Here is a 24,552-nt window from a genome sequence, read left to right as displayed (position 1 = left end):
GCATCAATTATGGACGATTTGATCCGGGCAGTTTTTAGCGGCTTTTTGGGGCCATTAGTGGCACACCGTCTATCTCGATATAAGTATCGCTATATCTTCTTAGGCACAATTATTTCCTTCTACTTTTGTGTATTCATTGGAATTGCGATCAAATCAGGATGGCGGATCGCGGTTGCCGATTTCATCGCAAACGTACCAACACTGGTGGGAATCCTTGTGCCGGTAGGGCTGGGGTGTTTGGCGGTTGTCGCCGTATTTTTTGCTTCGCTGAATAGTCACAAGAACAAGGACGGTTGATAACTACGAACAACCCTTGCCGCCCTAAGAATTTTGGATTGATACGTTGAGGCTGCCATCGGCAATCAAAGCCGGCGGCGGTCTGCCGCAGTCAATCTTGTAACACAAGATCAATGACAATTAAAAAAAAGCTAGCGGCTTTGCCGCTCACCGCCTTGGCATCATTCGCCTACGCGCAGCAGGCCCCGACCCCAGCCGACACCGCAGCAGCGGCCCGTGCCAATGCCGAGCAGAACCAGCAGGTGCAGGAACAGCGCGACGCACAGCAGCGCGCCGCGGCGGTGAATGCGCCTTCCGTGCGTTCAACAGTTGAGCGCGCCTCCGACTGGCCTGAACTGCCGGTCGAAACGCCATGCTTTCGCATCGACTCGTTCGCGCTCGACGTGCCTGCGACGTTGCCAGAGGCGGCACGCGCGCAGGGCGCGTCAGCGCCACCCCTGGACCGCTTTGCTTTCGCGCGCGAATGGCTCGACCACTACAAGGGGCAGTGCGTCGGCAAGTCGGGACTCGATACGCTCACAAAGGGGTTGCAGAAAACCATCCTGAGCCGTGGCTACATCACCACGCGCGTACTGCTGCCCGAACAGGACCTGTCAACCGGGACGCTCAAGGTCGCGCTGGTGCCGGGTGTGATCGGCAAGTTTCGCTTTGCCGACCCTGCCACGCGCGGCTCGTGGAAGTCCGCATTCCCGACCCGCGATGGCAACGTGCTGAACCTGCGCGACCTCGAACAGGGACTTGAACAGATGAAGCGCCTGAGCAGTCAGGACGTTTCGATGCAGATCGTCCCGACCGACATCCCCGGCGAAAGCGACGTGGTACTCGATTTGAAGCGCACGAAGCCTTGGACCGTAGTCGCGTCGGTGGACAACTCCGGCACGCGCGCTACCGGCAAGCTGCAAGGCAACCTGAGCCTTGGCATCGACAACCCGCTCGGGCTGAACGACATCTTCAATGTGGGTGTGAGTCAGGACCTTGAATTCGGCGACAAGGGTCTCGGCTCGCATGGCTGGAACGGCTCGTATTCGGTTCCGTGGGGCTACTGGACCGGTACGCTCTCGGCTTATACGAACACGTACTATCAGCAGATCGCGGGCGCGAACACGACTTTCGTGTCTAGCGGCAATTCCCAGACGGTGGACTTCAAACTTCAGCGCGTTCTCATGCGCAACCAGAACAACATACTCGGCGCGCAGTTCCGGCTGACGAAGCGCTTTGGCGAAAGCTTCATCGAGGATACGGATATCCCGCAGCAGCACCGCAACAACACCCTCATCGAAGCGGGTCTGACCGATCGCCATTACTTTGGCCACGCGCAGTTAGACGGCAGTCTCGCATACCGCCAGGGCATCGGCGGACTCGGCGCGACACCGGACTACTACGAGAATGGCCCTACGTACCGCTTCCATATGGCCGTGCTCGACGCGAACCTGTCGGTGCCGTTCCAGATCGCAACCCAGCCATTGCGCTACGTGACGAGTGTTCATGGCCAGTTCACCAACAACACGCTCAACTACATCGATGACCTGACGATAGGCAGCCGCTACACGGTGCGCGGTTTCGACGGCGAAACGATGCTGGCGGCAGAGCGCGGTTTTTTCTGGCGCAATGAATTGCAGTTGCCAATCGGCTCGACCGGCCAGTCGCTCTATGCAGGCATCGACTACGGCCATGTGTTCGGCCCGAGCGCCGCGTATCTCGTCGGTACGCAACTCGCGGGTGCAGTGATCGGTTTGCGTGGTGGCGTGCCGTCGCGATTTGGGGGGCTTTCGTACGACCTGTTCGCCGGAACGCCCATTTACGAACCCGCTGGCTTTCCGACCGCACGCGTGACGCTCGGTTTCCAGGCGACGGTGCAGTTCTAACGTCGAACCGTATCACTTTCAAACGCTGGGCACGCGGTGCGTCTGGGGGGCCACAGAGAGGAAACAATGCAAACCAACAAAATCAGGATAACGAACCGGATTCAGACCTGCACGGCGACTCTCGCCGTCGCAACGGCAGTAATGCTTGCTGCTTGCGGTGGTAGTAGCAATAGCGACAGTTCCCCGATCACGTCCAACTCGCCATCCGGCAGTAACGCATCAAACTCGACCGGCCCGTCGAGCACCGCTGCAACCTTCTTCGATAGCGTCTTCCTCAAGGATAGCGGCACGGGATTCTTCCAGTTCGGTGCGAACTTAGACTCATCGAAGAGCACGCCCACCGCAACCGGCCGCACCCAGTTCTACGTCAACTCGGACAGTGACGCGAACTTTGCCGAGGTTGGCAGCGTCATCCTTGGCCCCTATACACAGGAACACGACGATCAGGCGTACATCAGCGCTGAGGGTGCAGTCACGTCGAGCAGCACCCCGTACATCGATATCGGCAGTAGTTCGAAAATCTTCCAGATACTGCCACAGGGCTATCAGCTCGGCATGAATGGCATGTCCTCGGCGCTGTATGAAGTTACAGTCACGCCACAGGATGTGTCCGGCCTGCCCGTGTCCCAGGCAATCGACAAGGACGAAGGACCGTCGACAAATGGCCTGTCCGTCCTCCTTGGGCAAGACACCACCCCCATGCCACAAGGCGCACAGATGTACCGGTTGCCCTACAAGGTATTAACAACGCATCTCTGGCTCAATCTTTCCACCGCGAAGACGGGATGGAATTCCCTCGAACAGGTTCAGTCCACTACTGGTGGCACGATCCAGTCTCTCGGCGGATATCGCTACCTCAAGCCTGCTTCCAATAGCGTCACCTACATCGAATATAACGGGGCGGTTTTCATCGGCGACCTGCTGAATGCGGGTGACGAACACGACACCGTGCCGGCGGCATACAACCGCATCGCGGCTGACTTTATAGCTCAGGAACAGCAGAAGGCCGGGTTGCGACAGTAAGGGGCGTCAGAAATGCGGCGCGCCTGCAACGGTAGGCGCACTCGGCGATGATCTCTTTACGGGCACGTCAACTAACAAACCGTCGGCTTTTTCTCACTGCTCGGGTCTCGGCGAAGTTTTTCCAACTGACCCGCCAGTATTGAAAAGTGATCTTTGGTCTTTCCAGGAAGGCGATGTCCCTGCGTAGCCTTCCCTTCTTACGCCCGCTCCAAGCGGGCGTCTTTCTATTCGCGCTGGTTCACCCTTCCGTGAGTCCGTCTGTCGGGCGGGCGATCACCTCCTGGACATCGAAGCCATACCGCTCGCGCAAATCGTCCGTCAAGCGCACAGGCTGACAGATCACGATGCAGCAGATCAGTCAAACGGATACCAAAGATGCGCGAGAGCGGCGCGGCAAGTACTGACACGCGCACCTTTCGCACTTCCAGCGCCCATAACAGTGCGCGCACGCGCCGCCGTTCGTGACGGGCGTATTGAGCGTCATGGCTTCCAGCGATGCAAGCCGGTTCCACTGGCAAAGTGACAGAATGGGATTCACGTTCCTGCTGAAACACATTTGCCTCTCCCAAAGAGAACGCCCGCACAATTGGCGGGCGTTCTCTCAGGCGGGCAAGCGGACTGGGCGCGTGCAATCTGGGCTCGTCTAGCAGTCCATATGCACCTCGGCGGATTCGGGCACGCGGGCCCTCGGTCGTGCAGGATCAGGAATCGTGCCCGTATAGACGTTTCTCAGTCGGAAAATATTCCCTGAGGGTTTGCCCTATATTTGACTCGCGATGAGGCGTCGTACGAAGCGGCTATATTGGCGGGCAGCATCAGAGTGACCCAAAACGGCCCTTCGAGTGAATTATGACCAAAGCCAAAGCGCTGAGTTTGATACCCGACAGCTTCGCCGAATACGACGACCTGAAGGCGCTGCTCGACGAAGGCTCGCGGTGGTTCGACACGCGTAGCGTCGCTACCGTGGAGGTCCGCAATCGCAAGTTTGAACTCTTCGTCGCTAGCGTCGGAAGCAATGACCCGCAAGCACCAGCCGTCGGGTTTTTCGGCGGAATTCACGGGCTTGAGCGTATCGGCACACGGCTCGTGCTGGAATATATGCGCTCGCTCATTTCTCGACTGGAGTGGGACGACCTGCTCATGCAGCAGCTCGAAAAGATACGTATTTATTGCGTACCTCTCGTCAACCCCGGCGGCATGTGGTCCGCCACCCGCGCAAATCCGAACGGCGTCGACCTGATGCGCAATGCGCCACAGAACGCCGACGCACGCGTGCCGCTGCTCGCTGGGGGGCAACGGCTGGGCGCATGGCTGCCGTGGTATCGCGGCCGCGACGGCGAGCCGATGGAGCCGGAAGCCGCCGCGTTGCTGCATGTCGTCGAAACGCAACTGGCCGCGCGGCCTTTGAGCATCGCGCTCGATTGCCACTCGGGTTACGGCTGGAGCGACAGCATCTGGTTTCCGTACGCGCGAACCCGCAAGTCGATGCCGCACTTGCCGGAGATGTACGTGTTGAAAACGATGTTCGAGCGTGCGCATCCGCATCACGGCTATGCGTTCGAACCGCAGAGCCATCAATACCTGTTGCATGGCGATCTATGGGACTTCGCGTACGACCGCGCGCCCGCGCCCAACATCTTCCTGCCGATGACCCTCGAACTCGGTTCATGGCTCTGGATCAAGAAAAACCCGCGCCAGCTGTTTTCGCGTCAGGGCATGTTCAACCCGGTCAAGGCGCATCGCACCGCGCGCGTGTTGCGCCGTCATGCGAACCTGCTCGACTTTCTGGCGCGCGCGGCGTTTTCGTCGCAGCGCTGGCTGCCGCAAGGCAACCGCCGCGAGCAACTGCTGCAAAGCGCACTCGACCACTGGTATAAATCGGACGCCGTATGAGCGCGTGGATTCTGCTGCGCGGCCTGACGCGCGAAACGCGCCACTGGGGCCGCTTGCCCGATGCGCTGCGCGATGCGGTCGACGGTGGCCTGCTGCCGATCGATCTGCCCGGCAACGGCGCATTCGCGCACCTGCGCTCGCCAGCCACGGTCGCGCAGATGGTCGGCTTCGTGCGCCATGCTGCTTGGCAAACCGGCGTGCCCGGTCCGTATCGCGTGCTTGCGATGTCGCTCGGCGGCATGGTGGCAACGGACTGGGCGCAGCGGCATCCTGAGGAGATCGAACGGCTCGTGCTGATCAATACCAGCATGCGGCCGTTCAGCCGCGTGCACGAGCGGCTGCGGCCGTCGGCATGGCCCGGCGTGCTGGGTGTGGCCTCACACTGGAGCGACGCGCCGCGCGTCGAGCGCGGCATTCATCGGCTGACGTGCAATCGCGTCGACGATCTGGACGCGGACCTTGACACGTGGAGCGCGATTCGCCGCAGCGCGCCGGTGAGCCGCGGCAATGCGCTCCGACAGCTGTGGGCCGCCGTGCGCTTTACTGCAGCCGCTGCCGCACCGCATTGCCCAGTGCTGATTCTGTCTTCGCGGGCGGACAAACTGGTCGATCCGGCATGCTCAGCAAAGCTCGCGGCGGCGTGGCGTGTGCCGCGGCGCGAGCATCCGTGGGCCGGTCACGACCTGCCTCACGACGATCCCGCCTGGACAGCCGAACAGGTGCGCGCATGGCTCGACGCGGCGCAACCGCCCGGACCCGCGCCCACGCAGGCCGTACCGAAACCCGTGCTTTAAGCAGCCGGCTGTGCAACTGCAGCATCCGTCACGGTCAGCGGGTATTACCTAACTGCGGTCGTCGCCGGATTCGAGGCGGCAGGCGCATAATTCCCCTTCGGACGATGCATGTGAATCACGCCTTACTCGCCATAGCCGCTAGCCGGGGGAGTCGATCATGCAAGCAAAGAACGAAGAAGCCGTTACGCACCTGCTGAACGATGTCGTCGAATTTGCGCGTGGGCGGCTGCCCGAGCCGACCTTCACCATCGTCGAGCCCTTTCTGCGGCACTACTACGATTTCGTCGACGCCGACGATCTGCAAAGCCGCTCGATCGCCGATCTGTACGGTGCGGCGCTCGCGCACTGGCAAACCGCGCAGCGCTTCGTGCCAGGCGCCGAACGGCTGCGTGTCTATAACCCGATTCTCGAACAGCACGGCTGGCACTCGGATCACACCGTGATCGAGATCGTCAACGACGACATGCCGTTCCTCGTCGATTCCGTGTCGATGGCAGTCAACCGGCAGGGGCTCGCGCTGCATTCGGTCGTGCATCCGGTGTTTCGCATCTGGCGCGGCGCCGACGGCGGCATCGCGCGAGTCAGCCAGGGCGCGGAAGAAGCCACCGATACGCGCTCGCATCTGACCTCGTTCATTCACTTCGAAGTGGACCGTTGCGGCGATGCCGCGAAACTCGACGCGCTGCGCGACGAGATCGCCGGCGTGCTGCGCGACGTGCGCGCGGCGGTCGAGGACTGGCCGAAAATCGTCGAACTCGCGCGCGTGACGGTCAAGGGCATGAAGGCAGGCGAGGCGGGACCCGAAGGTGTCGAAGCACGCGCGTTTCTCGAATGGATGATCGCGGATCATTTCACCTTCCTCGGCCAGCGCGACTATGAACTGGTGCAGGTCGACAACGGCTACGGCCTGCGCGCGGTGCCGGGCTCCGGTCTCGGCATTCTGCGCGACGCGATGCGGCCCGCCGGCGCCGCCGAAGTCACCGCATTGCCGCCGGCCGCGGCCGAGATCATCGCCAGTTCGTTGCCGATCTTTCTGACCAAGGCCAATTCGCGGGCCACCGTGCACCGGCCCGGCTATCTCGACTACGTGGGCGTCAAGCTGACCGGAGCGGACGGCAAGGTGACCGGCGAGCGGCGCTTCATTGGCCTTTACACGTCCACCGCTTATTTCGTATCGGCTGCCGAGATTCCGATCGTGCGGCGCAAATGCGCGAATATCGTGAGACGCGCCGGTTTTCTGCCAAAAGGTCATCTGGCGAAATCGCTGGTGACGGTGCTCGAAACCTATCCGCGCGACGAACTGTTTCAGGCCGACGAAGACCAGCTCTACGAGATCGCGCTCGGCGTGCTGCGTTTGCAGGAGCATCAGCGCACGCGCCTGTTCGTGCGGCGCGACCGCTTCGATCGCTTCGTGTCGTGTCTCGTGTTCGTGCCGCGCGACAAGTACAACACAGACCTGCGGCAACGCATCGCGAATCTGCTGGCCGCCGCGTTCAATGGCGAGAGCGTCGAATTCACGCCGCTGCTGTCGGAGTCGACACTCGCGCGGATTCACTTCGTCGTGCATGCGAAACCGGGCGGCATGCCCCATGTCGATACGCGAGAACTGGAGGCGCGGCTCGTGCAGGTCGCGCGCCGCTGGCAGGACGATCTCGCGGATGCGTTGCTCGACGCGTACGGCGAAGAGCAGGGCAACCGTCTGCTGCAACACTATGCGGATTCGTTTCCGGCCGGCTATCGCGATGATTACCCGGCGCGCACGGCGGTGCGCGACATCGAACTGATCGAACGCGTGCAGGGCAGCGAGCGGCTCGCGATGAACCTGTATCGCCCGATCGAAGCAAGCCCTCGCGCATTCCGCTTCAAGGTGTATCGCGCGGGGCAGCCGATCGCTTTGTCGCGCAGCTTGCCAATGCTCGAACATCTGGGCGTGCGGGTGGATGAAGAGCGGCCCTATCTGATCGAGGCGGTGGGCGCCACGCCCGCGTGGATTCACGACTTCGGTCTCGAACTCGCTGACGACGCGGAGTTCGATATCGAACGCGTGAAGGATCTGTTCGAAGAGGCCTTCGAGCAGGTATGGACCGGCGCGATCGAAAGCGACGACTTCAATCGTCTCGTGCTGCGCGCACAGCTGAATGCGCGTGAGGTGACGATTCTGCGCGCGTATGCGAAGTACCTGCGCCAGGTCGGCTCGACGTTCAGCGACGCGTATATCGAGCGCGCGGTGACCGGCAATCCGGCCATTGCGCGAATGCTGGTCGAACTGTTCATCGCGCGTTTCGACCCGGTGCTTGGCGACACGCGCGAGGCGCGCGTCGACGGCTGGCTGCGCACGATCGACAGCGCGCTCGATCAGGTGCCGAATCTCGACGAGGACCGCATACTGCGCCAGTTTCTTGGCGTGATCAGGGCGACCAAGCGCACGAACTACTATCGCTTCGACACCGATGGACGCCCCAAACCGTACCTGTCCTTCAAATTCGATCCCGCGCAGGTGCCCGGCTTGCCCGAGCCGAAACCGATGTTCGAGATCTGGGTGTATTCGCCGCGAGTGGAAGGCGTGCATCTGCGCGGTGGCCGCGTGGCGCGCGGCGGCTTGCGCTGGTCGGATCGGCGTGAGGACTTCCGCACGGAAGTGCTCGGTCTGATGAAGGCGCAGATGGTGAAGAACGTGGTGATCGTGCCGGTCGGCTCGAAGGGCGGTTTTGTCGTGAAGAATCCGCCGCCGCAGAGCGAGCGCGATGCGTGGATGCGCGAAGGGGTCGCGTGCTATCAGACTTTTTTGCGCGGCCTGCTCGATCTGACCGACAACCTCGCGGGCACGGACGTGGTGCCACCACCCGACGTGGTGCGCCACGATCCCGACGATCCCTATCTGGTCGTCGCCGCCGACAAGGGCACAGCCACGTTCTCCGACTACGCGAACGCGATCTCGCAGGAGTACGGCTTCTGGCTCGACGACGCGTTTGCGTCGGGCGGCTCCGTTGGCTACGACCACAAGAAAATGGCGATCACCGCGCGCGGCGCATGGGAGTCGGTCAAACGGCACTTCCGTGAAATGGGCGTGGATACGCAGACGATGGACTTCACGGTAGTCGGTGTCGGCGACATGTCGGGCGACGTGTTCGGCAACGGCATGCTGTTGTCGCCGCATATCAAACTGGTGGCCGCGTTCGATCACCGGCATATCTTTCTCGATCCGAATCCCGATCCGGCCGCGAGCCTCGCCGAACGCGGGCGGCTCTTCATGCTCGACCGTTCGAGCTGGGCCGACTACGATCCGTCGCTGATCTCCTCGGGCGGCGGCGTGTTTGCGCGCAGCGCCAAGACGATTCCGCTGTCGCCGGCGGTGCAGTCGGTGCTCGGCATCAGCGCGCCGGCGCTTGCGCCCGCCGAACTGATGCGCGCGATTTTGCAGGCGCCGGTCGATCTGCTTTATAACGGCGGCATCGGTACCTATGTGAAGGCGAGTCGCGAAACGCATCTGCAGGTAGGCGACCGCGCGAACGACGCGATCCGCGTGAACGGCGCCGATCTGCACTGCAAGGTGGTGGCCGAAGGCGGCAATCTCGGTCTGACGCAACTCGGGCGCATCGAATTCGCGCAGCGCGGCGGCCGCCTCAATACCGATGCAATCGATAATTCCGCGGGTGTCGACTGCTCGGATCACGAGGTCAACATCAAGATTCTGCTGGGCCTCGTGGTAGCCGATGGCGAGATGACCGGGAAACAGCGCAATGCGCTGCTCGCCGAAATGACCGACGAAGTCGGCCTGCTCGTCTTGCAGGACAACTACTATCAGACCCAGGCGTTGTCGATCGCGGGGCGCTACGGTGTCGAACTGCTCGATGCCGAAGCGCGGCTGATGCGCTACCTCGAACGCGCGGGGCGGCTGAACCGCGTGATCGAATTCCTGCCGACCGATGACGAAGTCGCCGAACGGGCCGCCGCGAAACAGGGGCTCACGACGCCCGAGCGCGCGGTGTTGCTCGCGTACAGCAAGATGTGGCTGTACGACGCGCTGCTCGACTCGTCGATGCCCGAAGATCCGCTCGTCAGCGACATGCTGGTCGAATACTTCCCGAAACCACTGCGGCAGCGCTTCAGTGTGCCGATGCAGCGTCACCCGTTGCGCCGCGAAATCCTCGCGACGCATTTGACCAACGCATTGGTGAACCGGGTCGGCTGCGAGTTCGTGCATCGGCTGATGGAAGAGACCGATGCACGGCCGGGCGACATCGTGCGCGCGTGCATCATGGCGCGCGACGTGTTCGATCTCGACGACGTATGGCGCAGCATCGACGCGCTCGACAATCGCGTCGCCGACGACGTGCAGGCGCGCATGTTCGTCGAAGTCGCGCGGCTCGTCGAGCGTTCGGCGCTGTGGTTTTTGCGGCATCTGCACTCCGGCGCGGTCGGCAACGATGATGTAGCCGGCCTGCTCGCACGTTGCCGCGACGCGGCGCAGCGGCTCGCGCCGCAATGGCCGGTGCTGTTGCCGGCCGCCGATCTCGAAGCGCTGTCTGAACGCCAGCGCGTGCTGGCCGATGCGGGCGTGGACAGCGAACTGGCGGTGCGGATCGCGAGCGGCGAAATCTCGGCGGCGTTGCTCGACATCGCCGAGGTGGCGTCGACCTGCGGACGCAGTCTCGAACTGGTGGCGGGGGTGTACTTCGAACTCGGCACGCTGCTGAACTACGGTTGGATCAGCGAGCGTGCGGCCGCCTTGCCGGCGCCTTCGCACTGGGACATGCTGGCGCGCGCGACCGCGCTGGCCGAACTAGCACGGCTCAAACGCGCGCTGACCACGAGCGCGCTGGCCGGCGCGGACGACGCGTCGACGCCGGATGCGCTGGTGCACGCATGGCGTGACAAGCGCGCCGCTCAACTCGAACGCTACACGCGCCTGCTGACCGATCTGCGCGCCACGGGCGGGGCGAGTCTGTCGATGCTGCTGGTGATCGTGCGGGAAATGGCGGCGCTGGAGCGGGCCTAGCGGGCCGCGGCGGCGCGCAGGCGGCGGGGACACCGTCGAGTATCAGCAGGAGTGTGGTGCAAACAACGCCGGGGTTGGACGCATGCCGCCCGGCGTGTCCATAATACGGATTCTTGCTAACCGAAAGCACTCTGCAAACTCACGGCCCCCATCCCGACGATGAAAGAAGAATCGCCGAAAGCCATTTTCTACGCGCTCGCCGCCAACCTCGGCATCGCCATCTGCAAGTTCGCCGCGGCGTCGTTCACGGGCTCCGGTTCGATGTTCGCCGAAGCCATTCACTCGACCGCCGATTGCGGCAATCAACTGTTGCTGCTGTTCGGGCTGCGCCAGGCGCGCAGACCCGCGAGCCCGTTGCATCCGATGGGCCGCGGACGCGAAATCAACTTCTATTCGCTGCTCGTCGCGTTGCTGCTGTTCTTTGTTGGCGGTGCGTTTTCCGTGTACGAGGGCGTGCATCGACTGTTCACGCGTGAGCCGTTGCAGTTCGCGTATGTCGCGTTGGCGGTGCTCGGGGTGTCGGTGGTGCTCGAGGCGCTGTCGTTGTGGGGAGCGGTCAAGGAGATCCGCAGGAAGCATCCGGACAAGGGCATGTGGCGCTGGTTTCGTGAGACGCGCGAATCCGAACTGCTGGTCGTCGCGGGCGAGGATATCGCCGCTCTGGCCGGTCTCGCGATCGCGTTCGTTGCCGTGCTGCTCACGATGGTGACGGGCAATCCCGTCTGGGACGCGTTGGGCTCCATCGGCGTTGGCTTGCTGCTGATGGTGATCGCGTGGCTGGTGGCGCGCGAAGTGAAGTCGATGATCGTCGGCGAATCGGCGAGCCCGGAAGTGCGCGGCGCGATCGAAGCGCATCTGCGCGCGCGCGCCGAGATTCGCGGCATCGTCAATATGATTACGCTGCAATGGGGACGTCACGTGGTGGTGGCGGTGCAGGCGGAAATGATCGATTACGCGAGCGGGCGCGCGATGGTCGATGCGATCAATGTGATCGAGGAGGATTTGCAGGCGACGTTTCCGCAGGTGCGCTGGGTGTTCTTCGAACCGGAAGTGGCGCGCAGCGAGGCGGCTTCTGCATGAAAAGAAGCCGGCGGATTCCATGGTGGTTTCCTGCCGGCTTGCGTGCTTGAACTTGAACCGGCGCGGCTTATTTGAAGCCGGTCACCGCGTGCGGAACATAGAGTTCTTCAAGCTGCTGAATCTCTTGCGCGCTGAGATTCAACGAAAGCGCGGCAACCGCATCGTCCAGGTGATGCAGCTTGGTCGCGCCGACAATCGGCGCGGTAATCGGCTTCTTCTGCAACACCCACGCTAGTGCCACTTGCGCGCGCGGCACACCGCGTTCCTTCGCGATCTGGCTGACCCGCTCGACAATGCGCCGATCCGCGTCTTCCGTGTGCGCGTACAGCGTGCGGCCGAACTCATCGGTCTCGGAGCGCGCGCTCTCGGTGTTCCAATCACGCGTCAGACGTCCGCGTGCGAGCGGGCTCCACGGAATCACGCCGACGCCTTCGCTTTCGCACAGCGGCAGCATTTCGCGCTCTTCCTCGCGGTACAGCAGATTCACGTAATTCTGCATCGTCACGAAACGGGTCCAGCCGTTGCGCTCGGCGACGTGCAGCGCCTTGGCGAATTGCCACGCGTACATCGACGACGCGCCGATATAGCGCGCCTTGCCGGCTTTCACGACGTCGTGCAGCGCTTCCATGGTTTCTTCGATCGGCGTGTCGTAGTCCCAGCGATGGATCTGGTACAGGTCGACGTAATCGGTCCCGAGACGCCGCAGGCTGTGATCGATTTCCGCCATGATCGCCTTGCGCGAGAGGCCCGCGCCATTCGGGCCTTTGTGCATGCGGCTATTCACCTTGGTGGCGAGCACGATCTCGTCGCGCTTCGCAAAGTCCTTCAGCGCGCGGCCGACGATTTCTTCACTGGTGCCGTCCGAGTAGACATTTGCAGTGTCGAAGAAATTGATGCCGTGATCGAGCGCCTGCTTGATGAAAGGCCGTGCGGCTTCGTCGTCGAGCGACCAGGGATGGGTGCCGCGCGAAGGCACACCATAGCTCATGCAACCGAGACAAAGACGCGATACATCGAGGCCGGTGCGGCCGAGTTTCACATAGTCCATCGTGGTGCTCCTGTTGTGAACTGCACAAAGGCGGTGCGCTCTCCGGGAGTTTTCCTTCGGAGGCGGGCTGCGGATTCCGATTATAGGGAAATGGCGTGAACAACGTCGTGAGCCCGGGCACCGTGCCGTGTCCGCTGTTTACATTTTCCGTACAGGGCATCGTTCATCACGTAGTGGCAAATAATTTCTTCGCACCTATACTTCTTTCGGCTTGAAAGCAGCACTCTCTCCCAACCTGCATCACAAGCATAAAAGGAAGAACATGATGCTGACTCGCTCACTCCGCGCGTTCTGCGCCGTTGCACTTGCGGCTTGCGCCGCCTTTTCGTCCGGACCGGCCAGCGCGGACGACAACGACGCTGCCTCTCACGGCAACGGCGGCTCACATGGGCAGCCCGTCAAGGTGATGATCATTTCGATGTTCGGCCCCGAAGGTCAGGTATGGCTCGATCGGCTCGGGCCATGGCGCGATATCACGGTGGATGGCTTGTCACCCGATTACCCGGCGGTTCATTGCAACAAGCAGGATATCTGCGTGATGACCACCGGCATGGGGCACACCAACGCGGCGGCGTCGATCATGGCGCTGAGCTTCTCGCCGCGTTTCGATTTGCGGCACACGTACTTCATGGTCGCCGGCATTGCCGGGATCGATCCGCAGCAGGGCACGGTGGGCTCGGCCGCTTGGGCGAAGTATCTGGTCGACTTCGGCATTCAGTGGGAGATCGACGCACGCGAGATTCCGCCTGGCTGGAACACGGGTTATCTGGGAATCAACACGACGAGCCCTTCGGACAAGCCGCCGCTCGACTATCGCACCGAAGTATTCCAGTTGAACACCCAACTCGCCGATACGGCATTTTCGTTGTCGCGCAGCGTCGTGTTGTCCGATAACGCGCAGGCTCAGGCCGCTCGCGCGAAATATTCCTATGCGCCGGCCAATCGCCCGCCGTCGGTCATTCAATGCGATACGCTGGCTGGCGATACGTGGTGGTCCGGCACGCAGCTCGGCCAGCGCGCCCGCGACTGGACGAAGATTCTGACCGATGGCAAAGGCGTCTACTGCACGACGCAGCAGGAGGACAATGCCACCTACGAAGCGCTCAAGCGTGCGGCCTCGGTGCATAAGGTCGATCTGAATCGCGTCGCGGTATTGCGCGCGGGTTCCGATTTCGACCGCCCCTACGATGGCCAGACGAGCGCGGATAACCTGCTCAACTATGCGGCGCAAGGCGGCTTTACGATCGCTATCGAGAACCTGTTCCGCTCAGGCAATCCGCTGGTGCAGGACATCGTCACGCATTGGGGCGAGTGGCGCGAAGGTGTGCCGAAACGATAACGGCCAATCACTTCGATAGATCCGGATGGCAATGTGCCCGCGGAGCAATACCGCGGGCACACGTACAACGCTTACCGCAAACTTCAAACGGCCGGTCACGCTCAATGTTGTGGCGCGCGATACGGCGTCCACACTGGCGTGTCGGTATCCCAGTTGTCCAGTTCGGATGGTGTCATGATGAGCTCCTTTTTGAAAAGTGCATGAATGACGCCGCAATGATGATTTATTTTGGAAACCGAATCATTGTGGCGTCTTTGTCTGTCTTACTGACCCTTGGCGACGCGTGTGACGTCGCCGCTCGTGCTTTCCTGCAGTGCGATACGTGCGGCCTGTGTCTGTCCGATCAAGCCTTTGTTCGGATAGCTGGTGCGATTCAATGCGGGTAGCGAACCGTCACGATAAGCGGCGACCAGTTCCGCCTTCACTTCGGCACGCGTTTTCGCGCTCGCGCTCGGCGTGGGCGGCGTTTCATAAGTGCCGGCGCGACCGATACCACCGCCGCCGTTGCTTTGTGCGAACACGGATGTGCTTGCAAGCAGAGAAAGAGCGAGGCCTGCGAGAAGATTGCGTTTCATGATTCACTCCTAATTCGTTTGCAGCACGAGGAGTGCTGCGGCAGGGTGAAATGTAGACTTTGAGCGAGTGCGGATAAATCGCACTTTCGCGAAATGAATTGTCGCGATTCCGGAACAATCGAGTTAAAGCCTTGATGGAATAAAAAAACCGCGGCATTAGAGCCGCGGTTGGAATTCAGTGTTCCAGATTCCGTACTTCAATTTCAGTGCATCACGCGACCCATTCGGTAATCACCGGCGTGTCGAGCATCGGCGCGGACTCGCGTTCTTCGAAAGTGCGTTTCGTGCAGGTCGCGTCGAGACTGCCGCGTCCGCTCAGCAACGGGCAACGGTCGAACAGCTCCGCGATCCAGTCTACGAAAACACGGACTTTAGGCGACAGATGACGACTGTGCGGATAGACTGCGGAAATCGGCATCGGCAAGGGCTTCAGCTCCGGCAACACTTCCACCAGCTGACCCGAGCGCAGATGCGGCAGCACCATGAAGAGCGCCGGCTGAATCAGGCCGAAACTTTCGAGTCCGCACGTCACGTAGGCGTCCGCGTCGTTCACCGACACGATGCTTTTCATCTTCACTTCGACTTCTTTGCCCTCAACCATGAAGGCCCAATCGATCGTGCGCCCCGTACGGCTCGAAAAGTAATTAACTGCTTTGTGATTCTCCAGGTCTTCGAGCGAAGACGGCATGCCTGCACGCGCAATGTAGTCGGGGGCTGCGCAGGTCACGCCCTCGAACAGGCCAATACGCCGCGCCACCAGCGAGGAATCCTGTAGCGCGCCCACGCGCACCACGCAATCCACGCCTTCCTGCAACAGATCGACCGGCCGGTCCGACAGGCCGAGTTGCAGGTCGATGTCCGGATAGCGCGTGTGGAATTCACACAGCGAAGGAATCACCAGCAGGCGCCCGATCGAACCCGGCATGTCGATGCGCAGCTTGCCGTGCGGCTTTTTATTGCCGCTCTGAAAACTGGCTTCGGTCTCTTCGACGTCGGCGAGGATACGCACGCAGCGTTCGTAGTACGCCGCGCCGTCCGGCGTGAGCGACAGACGCCGCGTGGTCCGATGCATCAGACGCGTGCCGAGGAACGCTTCGAGGTTCTGAATAATCGTGGTGACGGATGCGCGCGGCAGGTCGAGCGTTTCCGCTGCGCGGGTAAAGCTGTTGGTGTCGACGACTCGCGTGAACACTTGCATGGCCTGAAGCCGGTCCATTGCAAACCTCCAGAAGGGGCGGGCGCACCGGGCGGAAATCGAATCCGCAGAGCAATCGCACTCGATTGTTCAGGGGCGCCGAATTGTGTTGCCGGATTATAGGCATTTATTTACGACTCTGCTGAACCCACAATTCGCACCATTGAAAGTTCTATGCGCATTGCGCAGCCCGACATGGATGCATTTAAACCGCCGTACTCTTTCGCGCCCGCCGCCAACAGCCCGGTAGCCGCAGACAGCACGGCACTCGACATCACCGACGTACAGATTGAGGGACACGCACAGGACATCACACTGCGTTTGTACCGGCAGGCGAAGAAAACCGCATTGCCCGTGCTGCTTTATTTCCACGGCGGCGGCTTTACGAAGGGTTCGATCGACCAGGCCGACTTCGCCGCGCGTTATTTCGCAGAACACTTACCGGCGCTGGTCGTGTCGGTCGGTTATTCGCTCGCGCCGCAGTTTCCGTTTCCGGCCGCGCCAGAAGACGCCCACCGCGCGGCGCTGTGGGTGCAGACGCGGGCGCGGGCGTTCGGCGGCAATAGCAGAAAGGTCGGCGTAGCGGGCCACGACGCGGGCGGACAGTTGGCCAACTGCCTCGCGTTCATCGCGCGCGATCGCGGCGACGTGCAGATTGCCGCGCAGGCGCTGTTCGGGCCGATGCTCGATCCAAGCCTCACGCGTCTGGGTGACGAACAGCGTTTGGGCTCCGACATCACGGCAAAAGAGTGCGCGGCATGTTATCGCGCGTATCTGCCGCAGGCGTCGCAACGCATGCACCCGTACGCGGCGCCGCTCGAATCGGCGCGGCTCGCGGGCCTGCCTGCCACGCTGATCGCGACCGCGCAGAACGACGTGCTGCATGTGGAAGCGGAGAAGTACGCAAGCAGTCTGATCGACGCGGGTGTGCTGACCCAGGTGGTCCGCTATCCGAGCGTTTCGCACGCCGCGCTGGCCGATCATCCGCCCGCTTTGCAGGAAGCGGTGCGCTTTTTTCAGTGGCGCTTCGATGCGCGCGCCCATCGATAAACAGAATTTCAATCAACGATACCGGGAGCTTCACATGACCATCCTTCCTCTTTCCCGCCGCCGCGTGGCGATTGCCGCGCTAGTCGTCATCGCCGTCGCCGGGCTCGGCACGTTCGGCGCGATCCGCGTCGATGCGAGTTCGCCCGCCGCGCCGACCATCGTGCCGGAAGTCGATGTCGCCACCGTGGTGCAAAAAACGATCACCGACTGGCAGAGCTATTCGGGCCGTCTCGAAGCGGTCGAAAAAGTGGACGTCCGTTCGCAGGTGCCGGGCACGATCGTCTCGGTCAACTTCAAGGACGGCGCGCTCGTGAAGAAAGGCGACACGCTGTTCGTGATCGATCCGCGCCCGTACGCCGCCGAAGTGGATCGTGCCGAAGCGCAGCTCGCGGCCGCGCAGGCGCGCACGGGCTACACGCAAAGCGACTGGGAGCGCGCGCAACGCCTGATCGCCGACAACGCGATCGCCAAGCGCGACTATGACGAGAAGCAGAACGCCGCGCGCGAGGCGAGCGCGAATCTGAAGGCCGCGCAAGCCGCGCTCGAAACCGCACGCATCAACCTCGGCTATACGAAGATCGTGGCGCCGGTGGCGGGGCGCGTATCGCGCGCGGAAATCACGGTGGGCAACGTGGTGTCGGCGGGCGCGAGTTCGGCGCCGCTGACCACGCTGGTGTCGGTATCGCCGATCTACGCATCGTTCGACGCGGACGAACAAACCTACCTGCAATACCTGAGCCGCGCAAAAGACGGCAGCAAGGTGCCGGTGGAACTGGGTCTCGCGGATGAAAGCGGCTACTCGCGCAGCGGCACGATCGAATCGGTCGACAACCGGCTCGACACGTCGTCGGGCACGATCCGGGTGCGTGCACGTTTCGATAACCAGGACGGTGCATTGATTCCCGGTTTGTACGCACGCGTGAAGGTGGGCGGCAGCGCGCCGCACCCGGCGCTGCTGATCGACGATGCGGCGGTCGGCACGGATCAGGACAAGAAGTTCGTGCTGGTGGTCGATCAGGGCAGTCACGTGGTGTACCGCGAAATCGCGGTGGGCGGCTTGCAGGGCAATCTGCGGGTCGTCAAGGACGGACTGAAGGGCGGCGACCGCATCGTCGTCAATGGTATTCAGCGCGTGCGTCCGGGTGACTCGGTCCGCGCGCACATGGTGCCGATGACGACCGACCAGGATCCGAACAGCGCGCCGCTCGCGCAAACGCGTGCGAAAGCGGACAAGAATTCGTGAGCCCCGTGCGCCGCGGCACGCTAGCGCGGCGCATGCTCCAACGTTAAGAGCTTCCCATGAACATATCCAAATTCTTCATTGATCGACCGATCTTTGCCGGGGTGCTATCGGTATTGATCCTGCTGGGGGGCATCATTTCGCTCTTCAAGCTGCCCATTTCGGAGTATCCGGAAGTGGTGCCGCCGTCGGTGGTGGTGCACGCGCAGTATCCGGGCGCGAATCCGAAGGTGATCGCCGAGGCGGTGGCTTCGCCGCTCGAAGAGCAGATCAACGGCGTCGAGAACATGCTGTACATGCAGTCGCAGGCGAATAGCGACGGCAATCTGACGCTCACGGTCACGTTCAAACTCGGCACTAACCCGGACCTCGCGACGCAGCTGGTGCAGAACCGCGTCAACCAGGCGCTGCCGCGCCTGCCGGAAGACGTGCAACGGCTTGGCGTGACGACCATCAAGAGTTCGCCGACGCTGACGATGGTGGTCCACCTGATCTCGCCGAACAACCGCTACGACATGACGTATCTGCGCAATTACGCGCTGCTGAACGTCAAGGATCGGCTCGCGCGGATTCAGGGCGTCGGCGAAGTGCAGTTGTGGGGTTCGGGCGACTACGCGATGCGTGTGTGGCTCGATCCGCAGAAAGTCGCGCAACGTGGGTTGACGGCGACCGAAGTGGTCAACGCGATTCGTGAGCAGAACATTCAGGTGGCGGCCGGTGTGATCGGCGCATCGCCTTCGGTGCCGGGCACGCAATTGCAGTTGTCGGTGAATGCGCGCGGCCGTTTGAAGACCGAGGGCGAATTCGGCGACATCATCGTGAAGACCGCGCCGGATGGCGGCGTGACCTATCTGCGCGATATCGCGCGCGTCGAACTCGCGGCGTCGGAATACGGTCTGCGTTCGCTGCTCGACAACAAGCCGGCGGTGGCGCTCGCCATCAACCAGGCGCCGGGTGCGAACTCGCTCGCGATTTCCGAACAGGTTCGTGCGGCGATGAAAGAACTCGCCGAAGACATGCCTGCCGGCGTCGAATACCGGATCGTCTACGACCCGACACAGTTCGTGCGCTCGAGTATCGAGGCCGTGGTGCATACGCTGCTCGAAGCGATTGCTCTGGTGGTGATCGTCGTGATCGTGTTCCTGCAGACGTGGCGCGCGTCGATCATCCCGTTGATCGCGGTACCGGTGTCGATTGTCGGGACTTTTTCGCTGCTGCTCGCCTTCGGCTTCTCGATCAATGCGTTGTCATTGTTCGGTATGGTGCTCGCCATCGGGATCGTGGTGGACGATGCGATCGTGGTGGTGGAGAACGTCGAGCGAAACATCGAAAATGGGCTGAGTGCACGCGATGCGACGTACAAGGCGATGCGCGAGGTGAGCGGGCCGATCATCGCGATTGCGTTGACGCTGGTCGCCGTGTTCGTGCCGCTCGCCTTCATGACGGGTCTCACGGGTCAGTTCTACAAGCAGTTCGCGATGACCATCGCAATCTCGACGGTGATCTCGGCGTTCAATTCGCTGACCCTGTCGCCGGCGTTGTCCGCACTGCTGTTGCGCAGCCATGGCGAGAAGGAAGATTTCCTGACGCGGGCGATGAACCGTGTACTGGGCGGTTTCTTCAAGCGTTTCAACAAGGTCTTCCATCGCGGTTCGGAAGCGTATGGCCGGGGCGTGACGGGTGTGCTCCGCCGCAAGGGTGCGATGCTCGCGGTGTACGCGATCCTGCTGGGCGCAACCGTGCTCATCTCGCGCGTGGTGCCGGGCGGTTTCGTGCCGGCGCAGGACAAGGAGTATCTGATCGCGTTCGCGCAGTTGCCGAACGGTGCATCGCTCGATCGCACGGAGAAAGTGATTCGCGATATGAGCGCCATTGCGCTGAAGCAGCCTGGCGTGGAAAGCGCGGTGGCTTTCCCCGGTTTGTCGGTGAATGGCTTTACCAATAGTTCGAGCGCGGGCATCGTGTTCGTGACGCTCAAGCCGTTCAAGGAGCGTGGCAACAAGAAGCTCTCCGCCGGTGCGATTGCCGGTGCGTTGAACCAGCAGTACGCCGGGATCAAGGATTCGTTCGTTGCGGTGTTTCCGCCGCCGCCGGTGCTCGGTCTCGGCACGCTCGGCGGCTTCAAGATGCAACTGGAGGATCACGGCGCAGTCGGTTATGCGGAGTTGAACAAGGCGGCGGAAGCGTTCGTGAAGCGCGCGGCGCAAGCGCCTGAACTCGGCCCGACCTTCTCGAGCTATCAGATCAACGTGCCGCAACTGAACGTCGACCTGGATCGCGTGAAGGCCAAGCAACTCGGCGTGCCGGTCACGGACGTGTTCAACACGATGCAGATCTATCTGGGCTCGCTGTACGTGAACGACTTCAACCGTTTCGGCCGCGTGTATCAGGTGCGGGTGCAGGCGGACGCGCCGTTCCGTCAACGCGCCGACGACATCCTGCAACTGAAGACGCGCAATGCGGCTGGCGACATGGTGCCGTTGTCGTCGCTGGTGACGGTGACGCCGACCTATGGTCCGGAAATGGTGGTGCGTTACAACGGCTACACGGCGGCCGACATCAACGGCGGACCCGCGCCCGGCTTCTCGTCGGGGCAGGCGCAAGCCGCGGCCGAGCGCGTGGCGGCCGAAGTGCTGCCGCACGGCGTGAAGCTGGAATGGACCGACCTCACGTATCAGCAGATTCTTGCTGGCAATGCAGGTATGTGGGTGTTCCCGATCAGCGTGCTGCTCGTGTTCCTCGTGCTCGCGGCGCTATATGAGAGTTTGACGCTGCCGCTCGCCGTGATCCTGATCGTGCCGATGAGCGTGCTGTCCGCGCTGACCGGTGTATGGCTCACCGGAGGGGACAACAACATTTTCACGCAGATCGGTTTGATGGTGCTGGTGGGGTTATCGGCGAAGAACGCGATTCTGATCGTCGAGTTTGCTCGCGAACTCGAACATGACGGACACACGCCGCTGTCGGCGGCGATCGAGGCAAGCCGCCTGCGTCTGCGGCCGATTCTGATGACGTCGATCGCATTCATCATGGGTGTGGTGCCGCTGGTGCTGTCGAGCGGAGCCGGTTCGGAGATGCGTCATGCGATGGGTATCGCCGTGTTCTTCGGCATGCTCGGCGTCACGCTGTTCGGTCTGATGCTGACCCCTGTGTTCTATGTGGTGCTGCGTACGCTGGCAGGCGGGACGATTCACGTCGCGCAGAAGGATTCGCCGCACTATGGCGCGCCGGTGACGGACGCGTGAGGAGAAAACAATAATGAAACGCTTTGAATCTGGACCGCACGCGCGCTTTGACACGTTGGGCGGGTGGGGCCGAGCGGCGGTCAGCGGTTTGCTGGTTGCGCTGCTCGCCGCCTGCTCGGTGGAACCGACGTATAAGCGGCCGGACGTGGATACGCCGGTCGCGTTCAAGGAAGCGCCTGCTGCGGCGTCGGCAACTTCCGCTGCGTCCGCGCCTTCCGCGCAGGACGTCGGCACATGGAAGCAGGCTCAGCCCGCCGACGACGCGCATCGCGGCGAATGGTGGACGATTTTCGGCGACCCGCAATTGAATGCGCTCGAAGAGCAGGCGGCTGCCGCGAATCAGGATCTGAAGGCAGCGGCGGCGCGTGTCCAGCAGGCGCGCGCGGTGACGCGGGCAGCGAAATCGGACTGGTTTCCGAAGATCGATGCGGGCTTCGGTCCGACGCGTGAGCGTGCATCGGCGGCCTCGCAATTCCAGCCGGACAGCGCGGGCGGCACGACGGGCACGATCTGGCGCGCGCAGGTGGGCGCGTCGTACGAAGCGGATCTGTTCGGGCGCGTCGGCTCGAACGTGAACGCGTCGCGTGCGGACGAGCAGCAGAGCGAAGCGCTGTTCCGTTCGGTGCAACTGTCGTTGCAGGCCGATGTCGCGCAGAACTACTTCCAGTTGCGCGAGCTCGATAAGGATCAGGAGCTGTACCGCCGTACCGTCGCGTTGCGTGAGGACACGCTGAAGCTGGTCGAACGTCGTTTCAAGGAAGGCGATATCGGCGAGCTGGATGTGTCTCGCTCGCGCAACGAACTCGCGAGCGCGCGTGCCGATGCGGTCGGCGTCGCGCGTCAGCGTGCGGCGTCCGAGCACAGCCTTGCGATTTTGCTCGGCAAGCCGCCGGCGGACTTTTCGTTCGCGGAAGCGCCGCTCGCGCCGGTGACGGCGCGCGTGCCGGCCGGTTTGCCTTCGGCGTTGCTTGAACGGCGACCGGATATTTCGGCGGCGGAACGGGCGATGCAGGCGGCGAATGCGCGCGTAGGTCTCGCGAAGTCCGCGTTCTTCCCGAAGCTCGATATCACCGGCGCGGCTGGTTTTGAATCGGCGACGCTCGGCGATCTGTTCATGTGGTCGAGCCGCGCGTTCATTCTCGGTCCGCTGGCGGGTACCGCATTGACGCTGCCGCTGTTCGACGGTGGCCGTCGCAAGGCGAATCTCGCGCAAGCGCGCTCGAAGTATGACGAGGATGTCGCGCAGTATCGTCAGCAGGTGCTGGTGGCGTTCCGTGAGGTCGAGGACAACCTTGCCGATCTGCGTTTGCTCGACGACCAGATGCGTGAGCAGAACGACGCGGTGCAGGCCTCGCAGCGGGCGGCGCATCTGTCGCGTACACAGTACACGGAGGGCGCGGTCAGTTATCTGGATGTGATCGACGGTGAGCGGCAGGTGCTGATTTCGCAGTTGCAGGCGAGCCATCTGTCGGGCACGCAGGCGGTAGCGACGGTGAATCTGATTCGCGCGCTGGGCGGTGGTTGGGGGGAGGTGACTGCGCAGGATACAGCGGTTGGGGCGGTTGGGGCGGTTGCGCCGGCTGCGGGTTCTGATGCGGCGTCGCCTTTGGCATCGGCTTCGACCTCAGCCTTGCCGCAACAGGTGGCAAAGCGCTAACTGATTGACTCTTCAGCACCGCAACGTAACAAACGCCGGGTCGCGCAACAGCGCGACCCGGCGTTTTTTCATCCAAATCGTTTTTATCGATTTCCTTTCGAAAATCCGTTCGTAGACCGCCGGATGGCTGCCCTCTATGATGATTCGCACCTCATCAGGAGAGAGGCGATGACCTGTCCGACCTTCCGCTGTCCGCGCTGATCGCCCCGCGCGTTTGACCGCCGCCACACGGCGCTCAAGCCATACGTTGCACCTTTCCGCTGCCCGATGTTTGCCGGCCTGTCTGAGCGCGCCTCTGCGCAGGCCGTTGGATCGGCTCGTCCCGAGATAACACCACGCCCAATTCTGCGAGTTCATCATGAGCATTTTCCTGTCCACCGTGCGGCGCTTTTTACGCGCTTCCCACACGTCGATTCTCACGCTGACCGGTGCATTGACATTCGCTTCCGCGCTCGCACTGCCAGCCTCACTAGCGTTTGCCGCCGATGCGCCGACGCTCAAAATCGGCACCTCCACGAGTCCCCAGATCGAGGCGCTCAAGATCGCCGTGCGCGAGGCGAAGGAGCAGGGGCTTGACGTGAAGCTCATTGAGTTCACCGACTGGAACACGCCGAACGCGGCGCTCGCGAACAAGGACATCGACGTCAACTACTTTCAGCACATTCCCTTTCTCGAGAACGCGAAAAAACAGGGCGGCTATAACTTCGTCGCAATTGCGCCGGGCACGATCATGAAGATCGGCCTGTATTCGAAGAAGATCAAACGGTTCGACGAGTTGAAGGACGGCGCGACGGTGGCGATCGCCAACGATCCGGTGAATGGTGGGCGTGGTCTGTTGCTACTGCAACGCGCCGGCCTCATCAAGCTGAAACCTGGCATCGACTATCGCGCGACGACGCTCGACATCGTCGAGAATCCGAAGCACCTGAAAATCGTCCAGCTCGAAGCGTCGCAACTCGCGCGTTCGCTCGACGACGTCGATCTCGCGCAGGGCTACCCGAGCTTCATCAAGCTTGCGGGCACTACCGACCCGAATAGCGCATTGCTGTTCGACGGCCTCGAAAACAAGAACTACGCGATCCAGTGGGTCGTGCGTCCGGAAAGTGCGAACGATCCGCGCATCCGCAAGTTCATCTCGATCTACCAGCATTCGCCGGCCGTGCGCGCCGCGCTCGACAAAGCGTTCGGCAACCTCTATGCCGTCGCGTGGTAAGCATTGTGCGCAGCCGTAGCTGAAAACGACAGGAGCCGT

17 protein-coding genes are annotated in these 24,552 nt (G+C 62.2%); 13 read left to right on the top strand and 4 right to left on the bottom strand.

The window, feature by feature from the left end; genetic code table 11:
• The first annotated feature begins 9 nt into the window (after positions 1 to 9).
• The 7 genes from ACZ9H4_RS00850 to ACZ9H4_RS00820 all read left to right on the top strand — a co-directional run bounded on the left by ACZ9H4_RS00850 (position 10) and on the right by ACZ9H4_RS00820 (position 11,951).
• Positions 10 to 297: a hypothetical protein gene (locus ACZ9H4_RS00850; protein ID WP_408152008.1), complete on the top strand. Its 288-nt coding sequence runs from the start codon at positions 10 to 12 to the stop codon at positions 295 to 297.
• Positions 298 to 410: 113 nt separating this feature from the next.
• Complete coding sequence (locus ACZ9H4_RS00845; RefSeq protein WP_476118027.1) at positions 411 to 2,162, top strand: ShlB/FhaC/HecB family hemolysin secretion/activation protein; 1,752 nt, start codon at positions 411 to 413, stop codon at positions 2,160 to 2,162.
• Positions 2,163 to 2,228: 66 nt separating this feature from the next.
• Positions 2,229 to 3,185 (top strand): hypothetical protein, encoded by a 957-nt coding sequence (locus ACZ9H4_RS00840; RefSeq protein WP_476118026.1) that lies wholly within the window; start codon positions 2,229 to 2,231, stop codon positions 3,183 to 3,185.
• Between the two features lie 849 nt (positions 3,186 to 4,034).
• The gene (locus ACZ9H4_RS00835) at positions 4,035 to 5,078 is read left to right on the top strand and encodes a M14 family zinc carboxypeptidase (protein ID WP_476118025.1); all 1,044 of its coding nucleotides are present in this window, start codon (positions 4,035 to 4,037) and stop codon (positions 5,076 to 5,078) included.
• On the top strand, positions 5,075 to 5,872 hold the full coding sequence (locus ACZ9H4_RS00830; protein WP_476118024.1) for an alpha/beta fold hydrolase: 798 nt from the start codon (positions 5,075 to 5,077) through the stop codon (positions 5,870 to 5,872). The genes ACZ9H4_RS00835 and ACZ9H4_RS00830 overlap by 4 nt, the downstream gene beginning before the upstream one ends.
• Before the next feature lie 157 nt (positions 5,873 to 6,029).
• On the top strand, positions 6,030 to 10,871 hold the full coding sequence (locus ACZ9H4_RS00825; RefSeq protein WP_476118023.1) for an NAD-glutamate dehydrogenase: 4,842 nt from the start codon (positions 6,030 to 6,032) through the stop codon (positions 10,869 to 10,871).
• A 159-nt stretch (positions 10,872 to 11,030) separates the two neighbouring features.
• The gene (locus tag ACZ9H4_RS00820) at positions 11,031 to 11,951 is read left to right on the top strand and encodes a cation diffusion facilitator family transporter (RefSeq protein WP_476118022.1); all 921 of its coding nucleotides are present in this window, start codon (positions 11,031 to 11,033) and stop codon (positions 11,949 to 11,951) included.
• 67 nt (positions 11,952 to 12,018) lie between these two features.
• On the opposite strand, the gene ACZ9H4_RS00815 is transcribed toward ACZ9H4_RS00820, so the two are convergent.
• Positions 12,019 to 12,999 (bottom strand): aldo/keto reductase, encoded by a 981-nt coding sequence (locus ACZ9H4_RS00815; protein WP_408152014.1) that lies wholly within the window; start codon positions 12,997 to 12,999, stop codon positions 12,019 to 12,021.
• A 265-nt stretch (positions 13,000 to 13,264) separates the two neighbouring features.
• Between ACZ9H4_RS00815 and ACZ9H4_RS00810 the strand changes: the two genes are divergently transcribed.
• Positions 13,265 to 14,338 (top strand): purine-nucleoside phosphorylase, encoded by a 1,074-nt coding sequence (locus tag ACZ9H4_RS00810; protein ID WP_476118268.1) that lies wholly within the window; start codon positions 13,265 to 13,267, stop codon positions 14,336 to 14,338.
• A gap of 263 nt (positions 14,339 to 14,601) precedes the next feature.
• On the opposite strand, the gene ACZ9H4_RS00805 is transcribed toward ACZ9H4_RS00810, so the two are convergent.
• Positions 14,602 to 14,913, bottom strand: coding sequence for a DUF4148 domain-containing protein (locus ACZ9H4_RS00805; protein WP_408138982.1), 312 nt, complete (start codon positions 14,911 to 14,913; stop codon positions 14,602 to 14,604).
• A 211-nt stretch (positions 14,914 to 15,124) separates the two neighbouring features.
• Positions 15,125 to 16,129, bottom strand: a complete 1,005-nt coding sequence (locus tag ACZ9H4_RS00800; RefSeq protein WP_408138981.1) for a LysR family transcriptional regulator — start codon at positions 16,127 to 16,129, stop codon at positions 15,125 to 15,127.
• 174 nt (positions 16,130 to 16,303) lie between these two features.
• Here ACZ9H4_RS00800 and ACZ9H4_RS00795 point away from each other — a divergent pair, with 174 nt between their 5' ends.
• Genes ACZ9H4_RS00795 through ACZ9H4_RS00780 form a run of 4 tightly spaced genes read left to right on the top strand, consistent with a single transcriptional unit; the run spans position 16,304 to position 23,300 of the window.
• Positions 16,304 to 17,158, top strand: coding sequence for an alpha/beta hydrolase (locus ACZ9H4_RS00795; protein ID WP_408152016.1), 855 nt, complete (start codon positions 16,304 to 16,306; stop codon positions 17,156 to 17,158).
• Positions 17,159 to 17,192: 34 nt separating this feature from the next.
• Positions 17,193 to 18,401, top strand: a complete 1,209-nt coding sequence (locus ACZ9H4_RS00790; RefSeq protein WP_476118021.1) for an efflux RND transporter periplasmic adaptor subunit — start codon at positions 17,193 to 17,195, stop codon at positions 18,399 to 18,401.
• Between the two features lie 56 nt (positions 18,402 to 18,457).
• Positions 18,458 to 21,643, top strand: a complete 3,186-nt coding sequence (locus ACZ9H4_RS00785; protein ID WP_476118020.1) for an efflux RND transporter permease subunit — start codon at positions 18,458 to 18,460, stop codon at positions 21,641 to 21,643.
• 13 nt (positions 21,644 to 21,656) lie between these two features.
• Positions 21,657 to 23,300, top strand: coding sequence for an efflux transporter outer membrane subunit (locus ACZ9H4_RS00780; protein WP_476118019.1), 1,644 nt, complete (start codon positions 21,657 to 21,659; stop codon positions 23,298 to 23,300).
• Positions 23,301 to 23,312: 12 nt separating this feature from the next.
• Here ACZ9H4_RS00780 and ACZ9H4_RS00775 read toward each other — a convergent pair whose 3' ends face one another.
• Positions 23,313 to 23,660: a hypothetical protein gene (locus ACZ9H4_RS00775; protein ID WP_408138971.1), complete on the bottom strand. Its 348-nt coding sequence runs from the start codon at positions 23,658 to 23,660 to the stop codon at positions 23,313 to 23,315.
• Between ACZ9H4_RS00775 and ACZ9H4_RS00770 the strand changes: the two genes are divergently transcribed.
• Positions 23,659 to 24,513 (top strand): MetQ/NlpA family ABC transporter substrate-binding protein, encoded by an 855-nt coding sequence (locus tag ACZ9H4_RS00770; RefSeq protein WP_408138969.1) that lies wholly within the window; start codon positions 23,659 to 23,661, stop codon positions 24,511 to 24,513. The two genes, ACZ9H4_RS00775 and ACZ9H4_RS00770, sit on opposite strands and share 2 nt — an antisense overlap.
• Positions 24,514 to 24,552: the final 39 nt, after the last annotated feature.

It is taken from the genome of Paraburkholderia sp. TE9906 (genome assembly GCF_056279605.1).
This window is presented reverse-complemented; position numbering and strand designations above follow the sequence as displayed.

Excerpts from the sequence above, each read along its gene's own strand:
- ACZ9H4_RS00800 (WP_408138981.1), bottom strand. The coding sequence starts at position 16,129 with ATGGACCGGCTTCAGGCCATGCAAGTGTTCACGCGAGTCGTCGACACC.
- ACZ9H4_RS00820 (WP_476118022.1), top strand. The coding sequence starts at position 11,031 with ATGAAAGAAGAATCGCCGAAAGCCATTTTCTACGCGCTCGCCGCCAAC.
- ACZ9H4_RS00790 (WP_476118021.1), top strand. The coding sequence starts at position 17,193 with ATGACCATCCTTCCTCTTTCCCGCCGCCGCGTGGCGATTGCCGCGCTA.
- ACZ9H4_RS00810 (WP_476118268.1), top strand. The coding sequence starts at position 13,265 with ATGCTGACTCGCTCACTCCGCGCGTTCTGCGCCGTTGCACTTGCGGCT.
- ACZ9H4_RS00770 (WP_408138969.1), top strand. The coding sequence starts at position 23,659 with ATGAGCATTTTCCTGTCCACCGTGCGGCGCTTTTTACGCGCTTCCCAC.
- ACZ9H4_RS00850 (WP_408152008.1), top strand. The coding sequence starts at position 10 with ATGGACGATTTGATCCGGGCAGTTTTTAGCGGCTTTTTGGGGCCATTA.
- ACZ9H4_RS00845 (WP_476118027.1), top strand. The coding sequence starts at position 411 with ATGACAATTAAAAAAAAGCTAGCGGCTTTGCCGCTCACCGCCTTGGCA.
- ACZ9H4_RS00835 (WP_476118025.1), top strand. The coding sequence starts at position 4,035 with ATGACCAAAGCCAAAGCGCTGAGTTTGATACCCGACAGCTTCGCCGAA.
- ACZ9H4_RS00785 (WP_476118020.1), top strand. The coding sequence starts at position 18,458 with ATGAACATATCCAAATTCTTCATTGATCGACCGATCTTTGCCGGGGTG.
- ACZ9H4_RS00780 (WP_476118019.1), top strand. The coding sequence starts at position 21,657 with ATGAAACGCTTTGAATCTGGACCGCACGCGCGCTTTGACACGTTGGGC.
- ACZ9H4_RS00830 (WP_476118024.1), top strand. The coding sequence starts at position 5,075 with ATGAGCGCGTGGATTCTGCTGCGCGGCCTGACGCGCGAAACGCGCCAC.
- ACZ9H4_RS00825 (WP_476118023.1), top strand. The coding sequence starts at position 6,030 with ATGCAAGCAAAGAACGAAGAAGCCGTTACGCACCTGCTGAACGATGTC.
- ACZ9H4_RS00840 (WP_476118026.1), top strand. The coding sequence starts at position 2,229 with ATGCAAACCAACAAAATCAGGATAACGAACCGGATTCAGACCTGCACG.
- ACZ9H4_RS00815 (WP_408152014.1), bottom strand. The coding sequence starts at position 12,999 with ATGGACTATGTGAAACTCGGCCGCACCGGCCTCGATGTATCGCGTCTT.
- ACZ9H4_RS00805 (WP_408138982.1), bottom strand. The coding sequence starts at position 14,913 with ATGAAACGCAATCTTCTCGCAGGCCTCGCTCTTTCTCTGCTTGCAAGC.
- ACZ9H4_RS00795 (WP_408152016.1), top strand. The coding sequence starts at position 16,304 with ATGGATGCATTTAAACCGCCGTACTCTTTCGCGCCCGCCGCCAACAGC.
- ACZ9H4_RS00775 (WP_408138971.1), bottom strand. The coding sequence starts at position 23,660 with ATGATGAACTCGCAGAATTGGGCGTGGTGTTATCTCGGGACGAGCCGA.